Genomic DNA, 12,597 nt, shown 5'->3' on the forward strand with positions numbered 1-12,597 from the left:
GGAGCTTCAAGTAACCCGAAGGTCAACACCGGTGCCCTCGCCTGCCGCGAACCACCTGGCCGGTCTCGGGCATGGCCCGGCCGTTGGCAAAACCGTCTCCAGAAGTCGAGTAGACTGGCGACTACCGACGCGGGGTGGAGCAGCTCGGTAGCTCGCTGGGCTCATAACCCAGAGGTCGCAGGTTCAAATCCTGTCCCCGCTACTAGGAAACGGCCCGGAACGCAATGTTCCGGGCCGTTTCACTGCCATGCGGGAGCACTTCAGGAACCTTGGCTGAGCTCAGGGTGCTGGATCCAGCGATGGTTTCGGGTCGGTGTCGAGCTTTGGAGCTTCGGTCAACGGGAGGCCATCCGAGACACCCAACCGCAATCGGATGGCGCCGCTCGGGCGCTTGCGTGACCATTGAGCGATAGCTATCACGGCAGAGCTCACCGCCGTCACGCCCGCGAACCACGCCTTGGAGGTGAGACCGGCAGTGGTATAGGAAACCTGGCGGCTTCCGGGCACCGGTGGTGGGCCGCCGTTGCCGGAGGCCCAGCGCATCATCAGCCCGGCTTGGCTGCCTAGATCTCTAAAGGAGCCGTACCCGAGCATGCCTCGCACATCGGACACTTTGCCGTTCATGTGGACGAGAGCGAAGACAACGAAAAGCGCTACTGCTACCGAGGAAACCGCAGTCAAATGAAAAAGTGCCTTGGTACGTGCACGAAGGTTCACCAGTACGGTGCAGATGGTTACGCCGATGGCTACGCAGGCGAGGACGGGCCACGTGCCGTTGATCTTCGCGGCGGGCGGCGCAGATCCCGACCAAAGGCCCACGAGCGAACTGGATATCTGGAATTTCCCGAAGGCGTCCGATTTGATGGAGTCAGAGCCAAAGTTGATGTCGATCCACGGCTCGAAGAGTAAGCCGAATGTGACGACGTTCCCGGCTGCAGCGCATAGATAGCCCCAGTTCTCACGGAGCGCGGTGCGGACTTTCACGACTTCGGCCCGATGTCGTCGGGCACGGCTCGGCGGGTCGACCTGTCGATGTTCGGCATTGCCCGCCCGCCCGCTAGTTGGTCGCATCGCTGTCCTCGTTCGAGAGCGGTGCAAGTAAGTGTCAACGCTCGCCGGGTACTGAAACTTATACGCACACAGTACCGTCGTATGCAGGTGCGATGTCGTGATTTACCTTGCGCGAGTGTGGAACTCATGCGTTCATGTGTCGTCACCGGCACCGCCGACGCCGTCCTCGTCCGAATAGGACGTGGCGTAACGCGGCGATATGCCGACGGCATCGGCCCGTTTTTCGCGGGTCAACCGTTGGTGCGCAATTCGTCGATCACCTGGGTGGCCTGATCGAGCAGATCGGCAGGGCAGCCCCAGTAGTCGTAGATGCCGCCGCGCTCGTGATTGCTGCCGCAGACCACGAAAACGCCGGTGCCCAGTTGTGTTTTGAGGTGGGTGGCGAGCCAGCCGACGAAGCCGCTGTTGTCGGCGTTCGGGGGGAAGTGAAAGGACCACAGGCCGAATCGTTCTACGCCGGTGTCCGCGAGTGGTGCGGGACGCAGGCTGCTCCAACTGGTTTCGTCGCGGACCACCGCGAGGGTGTCGGGGGTCAGTGTCGGCGGCTGATCGATCGGGGTTTCGTGGAAGGACCAGACGCCTTCGTGCACGACGAACTCGGCGGCCGCGATGACGCGACGCAGCCGTTGTTCGGTCTGCTCGCGGGTTTCGACACTGACGTTGACCATGGTGTCGAGGGTATTCCCCGCGCGGGCCGGGCCATTCGATTCACCGGGGTGCATGCTCGGGACATCGGGCGCTATTCGTAGCTGGTCGCCAGTAGCTGGCGCGCAAGTCGACTCGGTTGCTCGACCACTGTCAGCTGCGTCAAAGCTGTGGCAACACGGAACGCAGGCGCTTGGTGCTGGAGGCGATCGCGTGGGTCGGCGGAACATATCGCGCGGTCCGCCCGACGACCCGATCCGATTGCGGTTCACATGCGTTCGGGTGCGGCGATGCCGAGTAGCCCGAGGCCGTGTTCGAGGGTGCCTGCCGTGAGCCAGCACAGTGCGAGCCGGTTTCCGCGGGTGGGTTCGTCGGCGGTGAGGACGGGGCAGTTGTCATAGAAGGTGGTGAAATCGCGAGCGAGATCGTAGAGGTATCCGCAGAGTCGGTGCGGTTCGAGAGTCGCACCGACCTCGGCGAGCGCCGCACCGTAGTTGTCGAGCTCCAGCGCCAGAGCCCGTTCGGCAGGCCGCAGCGCAATGGTCGGATCGATGACGGCATTGTGGTCTTCGGCCTTCCGAAGGATGGAACGGATCCGGGCGTGCGCGTACTGGAGGTAGACGCCGGTGTTGCCGTGCAAGGCGACCATGCGGTCGAGGTCGAAGGCATAGTCCTTGACGCGCGAGGTGGACAGGTCGGCGTACTTCACCGCGCCGATGCCGGACTGCTCGGCAATGCTGTCCAGGTCCGCACAAGGCATGCCGGGGTTCTTTTCGGCGACTACCGCTCTGGCAGTGGCGACTGCTTCGTCGAGCAGTTCTGTCAGCCGTACGGTGCCGCCCGCCCGAGTTTTGAAGGGTCGTCCGTCCGGCCCGAGAACTGTTCCGTAGGAGACATGTTCGGCATCGATGACATCGGTCAGCCACCCGGCCCTGCGTGCGGTTTCGAAGACGAGTCGGAAGTGCAGTGCCTGCCGGGAGTCGGTGACGTAGAGCAGCCGATCGGCACACAAGGTTTTGATGCGGTAGCGGATGGTGGCCAGATCGGTGGAGTCGTAACCGAATCCGCCGTCGCGCTTGCGGACCATCAGCGGCACGGGTTGGTCGTCGGGGCCGGTGACCTCCTCGGAGAACACGACCAGTGCGCCTTCGCTGTCGACAGCAATGCCTTTGCCCACGAGCTCGGCGATGGTCTCGGCCAGCAGCGGGTTGTAGAACGACTCGCCGACATAGTCGTCGGGGGTGAGCAGCACGTCGAGGCGGCGGTAGATGTCGCCGAATGCCTGCTCTGATTCGGTGACGATCTCGCGCCACCTGGCCAGCGTGGCGGGGTCGCCGGATTGCAGCGCTACCACACGGGTTCGGGAACGGTCGGCGAAATCGGAGTCGGTATCGAAGGCGGCACGGGCTGCCTTGTAGAGCCGATCCAGTGCCGAAACCGCTGAGGTGTCGACGGCGAGGTCGGTATGACGCCAGTGCGCCTCTGGGTGTTCATCGAGGTACTGGATGAGCATTCCGAACTGGGTTCCCCAGTCGCCCAAGTGATTCTGTCGGATCACGTCGGCACCGAGGAATCCGAGTACCCGCGCCAGACTGTCGCCGATGATCGTGGTGCGCAGATGCCCGACATGCATGTCCTTGGCGATGTTGGGAGCCGAGTAATCGACTACCGTGCGCCGCCCGAGTTCCGAAGCGGTGACGCCGAGGCGATCGTCGGCCAGCCGCGTTGCCACCTGTGCCCAGACCACGCGGTCGGGCACCGTGATGTTGAGGAATCCGGGCCCGGACAACTCCACCGACGCGAGGAGATGATCGGCTTCCGTGGCCAGTGCCTCGACGAGCTGTTCAGCGAATTCGGCCGGCTTCAGGTGGAGGCGTTTGGCAAGTGCGAGAGCCGCATTGGATTGGAAGTCAGCGTGCACGGATCGTCGGACAACCGGGTCTGCGCCTGTCATGTCGGGTCGCGTCTTGCTGATCGCCTCGGCGACGACAGCAGCGACCTGACCGAGCAGCGGCAGCACTCCGGGGTTGTACACAGACGATGTCCTCCTGGCTCGTAGGAAAGCGCCATTGTCTCCGGTGGGTCCGAATTGTGCAGGTGGTTTATTGCCGGCCCGAGTGATGGTTGCGCCAGCGGGTCTACCGGTCCCCTGGGCAGGCTCGGCGTTAATCTCTGGTCAATCAGCTCAATGGGAGGCGATATGGCGCGCGGACGGATCCGTGATCCGATTCGGACGCGGGCGGTGATCATCGATGCGCTGCTGGCCGCCTTGGACGCGGGCGAGGTGGCGCCGACCGCGAAGAGTATTGCCGAGCGGGCCGGGGTTTCGCTGCGCAGTATCTTTGTCCATTTCCCGGACCTGGACGAGCTCAAGGCCGCCGCGACGATTCAGCAGACCGATCGTGTCGAACAGCTGATCACCGGTGCCGACCCGGAGTTGCCGTTGCGCGACCGGGTGGATGCGGTAGTAGTGCAGACCGCGCAGGTGTTCACCCTGCAGCGCCGGATCCGGGTGACCGGCCTCGTCGAATCGCCGAGTGTGCCCATTATCGATGAGCGGATGCGGCGTGGGGATCGCTTGCTGCGCGAACAGCTCGCCCGCACCTTCGCCGACGAGCTCGAGCAGCCCGACGGCGCCGTCGACGAACAACTCCTCGATCTGGTCGAGGCCACGACCGCGTGGAGCTTCCGCCACCATCTCGTCGACCGGTGCGGGAGGTCACCCGAGGTGGCCTCCGATGCGGTGCGCCGGACCCTGCTGACGCTGCTCGACGGGACGTGATGGGCCGCGGCTGGTGGTCAGGATCGGTGGATCGGCCCGTGGGAATCCGCGCAGTGCAGGTCTGCCGGGGATGGATCGAGGTCCGAGACATGGTCGACCTGCAGCGTGGTGTGTGCCAGGCCGAACTCGTCGTGCAGGGTTGTTTCGATCGTCGAGCGAGCCGCGTGGCAGTCGGCACCGTCGGTGACGAGGACGTGTGCCGACAGCGAGGGCTGACCGGAGGTGATCTGCCAGACATGCAGGTCGTGCACCTCGGTCACCTGCGGGATGGTGACGATGCGCGCACCGATGGCGTCGGGGTCGAGGTGTGCGGGTGCGGCCTCGAGGAAAATGCGGCCGGATTCACGGACCAGCGACCAGCCCGCCTTGGCCATCAGGACGGCGACGACCAGTGCGGCGATGGCATCGGCGCGGGCAAAACCGGTCAGCCACACCACCGCACCCGCGATGGCGGTGCCGATGAAGGCGTAGAGGTCGTTGAGGATGTGCTGGAAGGCGCCTTCGATGTTCAAACTGGTGCGGTTGGCGCGGCTGATGCTCCAGGCCGCGGCGATATTGACGACGATCCCGACCAGCGCGGTGATCAACACCAGCGGACCCGAGACGTCGGGCGGCTCGATCAGCCTCCTGATGCCCTCGTACACGAACCACACCGCGAGCAAGAGCAGGGTGATCCCGTTGGCCTGGGCGGACAGTATCTCGACGCGCTTGAACCCGTAGGTGAACCGGCCCGCCGCGGGCCGCCTGGCGAGCCGGATAGCGATCATGGCGAGCACGATCGATGCGGCATCGGTGAGCATGTGCCCGGCATCGGTGATCAGCGCCAGTGAGTGGGCCAGGATGCCGACGACCACCTCGACCATCATGAAGGCGACGATCAGCCCGAGCGCTATGGACAGCCAGCGTGGGTCGGAATTCGCCGAAACGCCATGGTCGTGTCCGTGCGAGTGGTCATGCGAATGGCCGTGACCGGCCTTCGCGCCATGATCGTGGCCGGAGTGGCGGACTGTCTCCACCGACCGCTTCGACGACACGCACTGCTCTCCCATGGTCGAACGTCCCTTCTGTTTCACCGGGCCTGCCGCAGGATAGGGTAACCCATCTTGCACGCATGCGCATGTATGAATATTAAGCGCGTGTCATGCCGTCGCGCCAGGCCTGAAGGTCGGGTGCCGCGGTCCGGCTCGTGCGTTTTCGTGATCATGTGTGGTGCACCGGGATTCGCCGGTCCGGCTACTATGCGGACTGCGCCTTTCGGGTGATCGAGAACACCGCATCCGGACGGGGCGGGCGGCCCGGAGTCGGGAAGGTCCGATCGCGAGCGTAGAGGGGTTTTCGATGGATAGGCCGGCGTGGGCGCCCGAGGGCGTGGATATGCAGCAGGCGAGCCCGGCGCGGATGTATGACGCCCTGCTCGGTGGCTCGCACAACTTCGACATCGATCGCAAAGCCGCGGAGATGGGTAAGCAATTGGTGCCCGACCTGCCGCGCTTGGCGTTGAGCAACCGCGCCTTCCTGCGGCGGGCGGTGCGTTTCCTGGCCGATTCGGGCATCAGGCAATTCCTCGACATCGGCTCGGGCATCCCGACCGCGGGAAATGTCCATGAGGTCGCGCAGGACATCGACCCGGAGTGCCGGGTGCTCTATGCGGACATCGACCCGGTCGCGGTCGCGCATTCGCGGGCGATCCTGCATGGCAACGACAATGCCACCGCGATCGAGGCCGACCTGCGCAAACCGGACGAGCTGCTGGCTCGCGTCCGGGAAACCGGTGTGATCGACTTCGACAAGCCCGTCGGCGTGCTGCTGATCGCGGTGCTGCACCTGCTCTCGGACGAGGATCGACCCGCCGAGATGGTCGCCCGGCTTCGCGGGGCCGTCCGCACCGGCAGTTATGTCGCGATCTCCCATCTGACCTCGGCGCTGCGTCCCGAAGACGCGGGCAAGCTGGGCGCCAACGCGGCCAATGAGAGCCGGATCGGCATCCACTTCCGTTCTCGGGACGCCATCGCGACTATGTTCGAAGGATGGGCGTTGGTGGAGCCCGGGGTGGTCGAGCTGCCCGCGTGGCGGCCCGAATCCGAGCGCGATCTGCACGAGGCGCCGGGCCGCTCGCTCGGCTTGGCGGGCGTCGGCTTCAAGGTCTGAGAGGGCGAACAGAACCGGCAGGGGGTCAGTGGCGTGGGGTTGCGTGAGTTGGCGGTGCGGTGGGCCGACGCGCTCGATGGCGTCGTCGCGCCGACGCTCACGCGAACCCAGATCGAAGGATTGCTCGCCGAGCAGGCCGAGGCGCTGGTGGCGGCGGTGCGGGGGACGGCCGATGTCGCGGTCGCGCACGATGCCGCGGCGGCGCTCGTCGCCGCCAACTACCGGGATCCGGTGGCTGTCAGCCGCTCGATTCCGGTGATCTGCCAGGACATGGTCCGTGAGATCCGCCCGACCCCCACAACCCCCGACTACGAGCAGATCCGGGATCGGGCGATCGTTGTCGCCGCCGAGTTCGCCGCGGGCTTCACCTGGGCGCTGCGCAGTGCGGCGTTGAATGAACAGGAAACAACGCTGGCAGCCGTGCTGTCGGCTGCTCAGGACGCCGAGGTGCGGAGCCAGTTGTCGGAGGCCAGGTTCGAGGCTGTCTTCGCGGGCGCGTCGGTCGGCATCGGCACCGTCGACATCACCGGCCGCGTGCTGGACGTGAACGCGGCTATGGCCGAAATGGTCGGCATGCCGGCGGCCACCATGCCCGGTCGTTCGGCGGCCGAGGTGCTCGGTCCGCAGAATATCGGACCCGCTTACGCGCAACTGGGGCGAATGCTCAGCGGAGCGATCGACCGCTTCCGTCTCGAGACCGACCACGTGCGCCCGGACGGCACCGTGGCCCGCATCGACCTGTCGATGTCCACAGTGCGCGACAGTAGCGGCCGGGTCCGCTTCCTCATCGGCGTCGCCGTCGATGTGACCGAACGCAAGCAGCTCGCCGATCGCCTGTGGCACGACGCGACCCACGACAGCCTCACCGGCCTGCCGAACCGGGTGCTCTTCTTCGATCGGCTGGCCCATGCCACACCGCCGATGGGGATGTGCTACCTGGATCTCGACGGCTTCAAGAAGATCAACGACGAGTGGGGCCACACCGTCGGCGACCGAGTGTTACGCGACGTCGCGCAGCGACTACAGGCTTCCGTCGAACCGGTCGGCGGCCTGGTAGCCAGAATCGGTGGCGACGAATTCATCGTGCTGGTCGAAAAGTGTCCCGGCCGAAAAGAATTGGACACAGTCGCGGGCGTCCTACTCGCCGCGCTTGCCGCGCCGATGCAGGTTGCCGGCCGCCCAATTGTCGTCGGCGCCAGCATTGGCGCGGTATTCGTCGAGGACCGGCCGACGGAGGTCGACGAGCTGATGCATGCGGTCGACACGGCGATGTATCGGAACAAGGCCGCTGGGGGAGCGCGGGGTCGAGGCCAGGGTTTTCAGCTGCCGTAGTGGGTGATTCGTAGTCAGTGGTCTGGAAGTGCCACCGGTGCACTGTATTCCGCGACGCGCGATTCGCTGAACACGCTCCTTCCCGCGGTCGCCACCACCGCGCCGCCCTCGCTGACCAACCACTGGCCACATACGCAGCGCAGGTAGCGAACAGAGCCGTGTGACGACACGAGGGCCGGGGCGGGCCAGGAGCACGAGGGGCAGGTGGCGATCATGGGTCCAGCCTGCTGTAATGAGTCAGTGCATTTCAACCCTTACGGAGGCGCGGCGGCCGAACTCGCGGCCCGATTGGTGAACGCCGACCCGGACCAGGATCTCCTCGCGTTGCTCGACGAATCCGGATACAAGCCGCTGAGCACACTGAATGCTCGCCAAGACGCAGAACTGCGCCGTTGGATCGCCAAGCTCGGCGCGGCCTTCTCCGCGCCGAGCGTCGAGCTGCTCAACGCACTGCTGGCCGAGACGACGAGTCAGCCGTACATCTCCACCCACGACGGCAGGAAGCCACACCTGCATTTCGCCCGCGAGACCGCGCCCATCGATGAGCGGGTCAAGGCTTACACCGCGGCCGGCTTGGCGGAGCTGTTCTGCGCGGATCCGGCTCGAATCGGACGCTGTGCTCGGGCCGGGTGTGGCCTGGTCTTCGTCGACACCTCCCGCAACGGGCGGCGACGGTTCTGCTCGACGCGCTGCTCGAACCGCGTGCATGTGGCCGAGCATCGAGTTCGTCGTTCGGCCTGACGACGGGTAGGGACCGCGCCGAGGGTGTCCGTGTGGCACGCACACTGCGATACGTCATTCACGGTGCGTCAGATAGGAATTCAGCTCGGCGGCACCGGCCAGCATTGCCCGGCCGCGTTGCGTGAGACGGTCGCGCCAGTCGCCCAGCGTGGCCTCCAGTGGTGCCAGTCCGCCTGCGGTGCGCACTTGGGCGAGGAGCGGGGCGATCTGACTCAAAAGGTATCCGCCACGTCGCAATTGGTGAGCCAGGTGGACGTCGCGGACATCGTCCGGTGTGTAGACGCGATAACCGGTCTCGGGATCGCGGTCCGGCGTGATCAATCCGGCCTGCTCCCATTTCCGCAGCGTCGCCGGTCGGATGCGCAGTTGACGGGCGAGTGGGCCGATGAACATCGCTCCCGTGGGTGGCGATCCCCGCAGATGCGGTGACGTCAGGTCTCGCAGCGCCTTGTCGACCAGGTCGAGTGTCATGCGGTCTTCCAGGAGTTGCGCATGGCTCGCGTCGACCAGCGCGAGCGCGGCCGCGACGGCGTTGTCATTAACGGCCCGCATGATCGCCGTCGCAGTCTGGTGGCCGTGGGCGGGCACCAGAGCGGCGAATGCGCGCAGCGCCTCGGCGTGCAAGGGCGTATAGACGCGGTATCCGGTGGGCGTGCGTTCGGCAGGCGGGAGGATGCCCGCTTCCTCGTAGTTCCGGATCGCCTGCGTGGACAGGCCCTGTGCCCGCGCGAGGTCGACCGGACGCAGTCGTCCGCTACCCATTTCTGTTTGAAGGTTCTACGCAGAGATCCGTGCTATTCACGAGACAAGTTTATAGAAAGTTCGACAATGTGGTCGAAGGCAATCGAGCTGCGGAATGCGGGAACTGTGACTCACACGTCGATCATTACTGCCGGATGGGACCTCGCCGACATCGGTGTCACACTCACCGGCTGTCCAGGGAACGGCTGCCGCGCGCCGACGCCCCGGGACGATCAGGGCGTCGGGTGCGGCATTCGGCTCAGACGGAGATGATCCCGCTGTAGATCGAGAAGCCACGCCCCTTCGTCCGGCAGGTGAAGCTGCCATGGAACCCGGCTTCACACTTGGCCCCGGCGTGCTCGATGAACGGGCCCCACTGGCCGTCGCCGGTCCTGACGTCGTAGAGGGTCGGGTTGCCGCCCGGCACTGTGCGCGGCGTGCCGCTCATGAAAGTGGGGTGGGCGGGCAGCGACGGCTGGTCGATCACAATGTCGCGCACCGGGAAGAGGAACGGCAGGAACGAGTATTGGATCTGCATGGAGTTCGTCAGATCGCAGCCGACGGTGCCGTCGCCGGTAATGGAGCACTGCATAACGCCGTTGCTGAAATGCACGGTGTTCCCGTCATCGGCCTGTGCGGTACCAGCCAGCAGGGCCGGGGCCACCACCGCGGCCGCGAACACAACGGCGAACCTCTTGATGATGCGCTTCATGCAATCTCCTCGATGATTTCGATGGGTGCAGATAAACGAACTCCCGGGTCTGTCGATCGTCATGAAGTATTCGTTTCGGCCATCAGTGAAGATTGCGCGCAGTCCCACTCGCGCAGTAGAGCGGGCGCGCACTCGGCGATTGCTTCGCGGAATGCGGTACGACTCACCGGGGCCGGGTGATCGGCGAAGACTTGATGTTCGAGCCGCTGTCCACGCCGGGGGCGGCCGGTTGTCCGAGCTTGCTATCCCCACCAGCATCGCGGCCGATGGGCAGCCGTCGTGTTGGTGGCGTAGTGCGACGAAGGCGCGTTGTGAGCGACTCGCGCCGACATGTCCACTGTTACCAAACCGTGATGCTATCCGCGCACCGTGGCGTTGCCCATCGGCATATGTTGTTGCCCACAACATATTAGCTCGACGCAGTGCCGGAGTCCTTCCGACGGGTCGTCGGTTGTTCCAGGAAGGTTCCTCCAGATGCAGACTAAAAGCCAGGTCTCGTTCGGAAAAAACAGGCACGGACGGGCACGGGTCGGGGCTCTGGCGGTGGGGTTGGTCGGAGTGTTGGCGCTCACCGCCTGCGGCGCGAACTCTTCGCGTAATGACGGGGACACCGAGACCAAGTCCGGCGGTGGGAAGAACGGGACGATCGGGGTGATCCTGCCCGAGACCGCGACGTCGGCCCGGTGGGAGGGCTTCGACAAACCGATGCTCGAGAAGGCTCTGAGTGCGCAGGGGTTCGATGCCGATGTGCAGAACGCCCAGGGCGAGGTGCAGAAGTTCACTACCTTGGCGGACGGCATGATCGCCAAGGGCGTGAAGGTTTTGATCATTGCGGCGATCAACAGCGAAGTCGGCGGCGCGGTTGCGGCCAAGGCGAAGAAGGCCGGGATTCCGACGATCGACTACGACCGGCTCAACCTCGGTGGATCCTCGGACTACTACGTCTCGTTCGACAATGTGCGGGTCGGGCAGTTGCAGGGGCAGGGGTTGGCAGATGCGCTGAAGGACAAGCCCGGCGGGCAGGTGATCGAGATCGAAGGGGCCCCGACCGACAACAACGCCACGCTGTTCCACGACGGGCAGCGGAAAGTTCTGCAGCCGCTGTACGACTCGGGCGCGCTGAAGCTGGTCCAGAGCCAGCCGATCGATGGATGGAACAACCAGAAGGGTGGCACCACCTTCGAACAGATACTGACCACGAATGTCGGCAAGGTCGATGGCGTGGTCGCCGCCAACGACGGTCTTGCCGGTGCGGTGATCACTGTGCTCAAGAAGAACGGGCTCAATGGGAAGGTGCCGGTGACCGGGCAGGATGCGACAGCCGAAGGACTGAAGGCGATCCTGCGCGGGGACCAGTACATGACCGTGTTCAAGCCGATCCAGCAGGAGGCCGATGCTGTCGCCAAACTTGCTGTCGCACTCGCCAATAACGACAAAGCGGCGGCGGATGCCCTTGCCACCGGCGTGAGTCAGGATGCGAAAGGCAAGCGTGAGGTCAGGTCCGTGCTGCTGGAGCCGTTCACGATCACCCGGCCGAACGTCAAGCGGGTAGTCGCCGAAGGCTATGTCCCGGCGCGCGAGATCTGCGGCGGCGACCTGCAGGCGGCCTGCACCGAGCTCGGTATTTCCTGAGGCGCCGAGCATGAGTGAGCCGCTTCTTCAGATCACTGGTCTCAACAAGAGTTTCGGACCGGTCCATGTCCTGCACGATGTGGATTTCACGGCGCCCGCCGGTGAGGTCACCGCCCTCGTCGGGGACAACGGTGCAGGCAAGTCCACATTGGTGAAATGCATTGCCGGCATTCACGCTTTCGACTCCGGGACGGTGCGGTACCGGGGCGAGCCGGTGCACATCCGCGGTCCGAAGGACGCAGCGGAGCTCGGCATCGAGGTCGTGTACCAGGATCTCGCGCTGGCCGACAATCTCGACATCGTGCAGAACATGTTCCTCGGCCGGGAGCGCGGACGTCCGTGGCTGCTGGACGAGGCGAGCATGGAGGAGGCGGCGCGGCAGACGCTGGCATCGCTGTCGGTGCGCACCGTGAAATCGGTGCGCACCCCGGTGTCGGCGCTGTCGGGCGGGCAGCGTCAAACGGTCGCCATCGCGAAATCGGTGCTCTGGAACAGCAATCTGGTGCTGCTCGACGAGCCGACGGCCGCGCTCGGCGTCGCGCAGACCCGGCAGGTCCTCGACTTGGTCCGGCGGCTCGCCGAACAGGGGCTCGGCGTGGTGCTGATCAGCCACAACATGGCCGACGTCTTCGAGGTCGCCGACCGGATCTCGGTGCTGTATCTGGGGCGGATGGCGGCCGAGGTGCACACCAAGGACGTGACCCACAGTCAGGTCGTCGAACTGATCACCGCGGGACGTTCCGGTGATCTGGGGCTGGCTCGACCGGAATCCGCGGTGCTGTGAACGAGCGTG

Annotated in this window: 12 protein-coding genes and 1 tRNA gene; 7 read left to right on the forward strand and 6 right to left on the reverse strand. The window is 65.2% G+C overall.

The genetic code is table 11. The annotated features are described in order from the left end of the window. The first annotated feature begins 128 nt into the window (after nucleotides 1-128). A tRNA-Met gene (locus tag OHQ90_RS12070) sits at nucleotides 129-202 on the forward strand. 77 nt (nucleotides 203-279) lie between these two features. Here OHQ90_RS12070 and OHQ90_RS12075 read toward each other — a convergent pair. The 3 genes from OHQ90_RS12075 to argS form a co-directional block, all read right to left on the reverse strand. Beyond that, nucleotides 280-984, reverse strand: coding sequence for a hypothetical protein (locus OHQ90_RS12075; protein WP_328410070.1), 705 nt, complete (start codon nucleotides 982-984; stop codon nucleotides 280-282). 317 nt (nucleotides 985-1,301) lie between these two features. Continuing rightward, nucleotides 1,302-1,739 (reverse strand): DUF6196 family protein, encoded by a 438-nt coding sequence (locus OHQ90_RS12080; RefSeq protein ID WP_328410072.1) that lies wholly within the window; start codon nucleotides 1,737-1,739, stop codon nucleotides 1,302-1,304. 245 nt (nucleotides 1,740-1,984) lie between these two features. Further along, on the reverse strand, nucleotides 1,985-3,751 hold the full coding sequence (gene argS, locus OHQ90_RS12085; protein ID WP_328410074.1) for an arginine--tRNA ligase: 1,767 nt from the start codon (nucleotides 3,749-3,751) through the stop codon (nucleotides 1,985-1,987). 165 nt (nucleotides 3,752-3,916) lie between these two features. On the opposite strand from argS, the gene OHQ90_RS12090 reads away from it, so the two are divergent. Then, complete coding sequence (locus OHQ90_RS12090) at nucleotides 3,917-4,498, forward strand: TetR/AcrR family transcriptional regulator (protein WP_328410076.1); 582 nt, start codon at nucleotides 3,917-3,919, stop codon at nucleotides 4,496-4,498. 17 nt (nucleotides 4,499-4,515) lie between these two features. Here the strand turns inward: OHQ90_RS12090 and OHQ90_RS12095 are convergent, their stop codons facing one another. After that, a complete protein-coding gene (locus tag OHQ90_RS12095) occupies nucleotides 4,516-5,532 on the reverse strand; it encodes a cation diffusion facilitator family transporter (protein WP_328410078.1) in 1,017 nt (338 codons plus the stop codon). Nucleotides 5,533-5,836: 304 nt separating this feature from the next. On the opposite strand from OHQ90_RS12095, the gene OHQ90_RS12100 reads away from it, so the two are divergent. The 3 genes from OHQ90_RS12100 to OHQ90_RS12110 all read left to right on the forward strand — a co-directional run bounded on the left by OHQ90_RS12100 (nucleotide 5,837) and on the right by OHQ90_RS12110 (nucleotide 8,719). Further along, entirely contained in the window at nucleotides 5,837-6,646 is an 810-nt protein-coding gene (locus tag OHQ90_RS12100; protein WP_328410080.1) for an SAM-dependent methyltransferase, read from the forward strand. Nucleotides 6,647-6,679: 33 nt separating this feature from the next. Further along, complete coding sequence (locus OHQ90_RS12105; RefSeq protein ID WP_328410082.1) at nucleotides 6,680-7,978, forward strand: diguanylate cyclase domain-containing protein; 1,299 nt, start codon at nucleotides 6,680-6,682, stop codon at nucleotides 7,976-7,978. Nucleotides 7,979-8,218: 240 nt separating this feature from the next. Beyond that, a complete protein-coding gene (locus tag OHQ90_RS12110; RefSeq protein ID WP_328410084.1) occupies nucleotides 8,219-8,719 on the forward strand; it encodes a CGNR zinc finger domain-containing protein in 501 nt (166 codons plus the stop codon). 54 nt (nucleotides 8,720-8,773) lie between these two features. On the opposite strand, the gene OHQ90_RS12115 is transcribed toward OHQ90_RS12110, so the two are convergent. Both OHQ90_RS12115 and OHQ90_RS12120 read right to left on the reverse strand, forming a co-directional pair. After that, the gene (locus tag OHQ90_RS12115; protein WP_328410086.1) at nucleotides 8,774-9,481 is read right to left on the reverse strand and encodes a TioE family transcriptional regulator; all 708 of its coding nucleotides are present in this window, start codon (nucleotides 9,479-9,481) and stop codon (nucleotides 8,774-8,776) included. A 238-nt stretch (nucleotides 9,482-9,719) separates the two neighbouring features. Continuing rightward, the gene (locus OHQ90_RS12120) at nucleotides 9,720-10,172 is read right to left on the reverse strand and encodes a hypothetical protein (protein ID WP_328410088.1); all 453 of its coding nucleotides are present in this window, start codon (nucleotides 10,170-10,172) and stop codon (nucleotides 9,720-9,722) included. Nucleotides 10,173-10,541: 369 nt separating this feature from the next. On the opposite strand from OHQ90_RS12120, the gene OHQ90_RS12125 reads away from it, so the two are divergent. Together OHQ90_RS12125 and OHQ90_RS12130 are read left to right on the forward strand one after the other, a co-directional pair. Next, the gene (locus OHQ90_RS12125) at nucleotides 10,542-11,804 is read left to right on the forward strand and encodes a sugar ABC transporter substrate-binding protein (protein ID WP_328410089.1); all 1,263 of its coding nucleotides are present in this window, start codon (nucleotides 10,542-10,544) and stop codon (nucleotides 11,802-11,804) included. A 10-nt stretch (nucleotides 11,805-11,814) separates the two neighbouring features. After that, nucleotides 11,815-12,588 (forward strand): ATP-binding cassette domain-containing protein, encoded by a 774-nt coding sequence (locus OHQ90_RS12130; protein ID WP_328410091.1) that lies wholly within the window; start codon nucleotides 11,815-11,817, stop codon nucleotides 12,586-12,588. Nucleotides 12,589-12,597: the final 9 nt, after the last annotated feature.

The organism is Nocardia sp. NBC_00403 (assembly GCF_036046055.1).
GTDB lineage: Bacteria > Actinomycetota > Actinomycetes > Mycobacteriales > Mycobacteriaceae > Nocardia.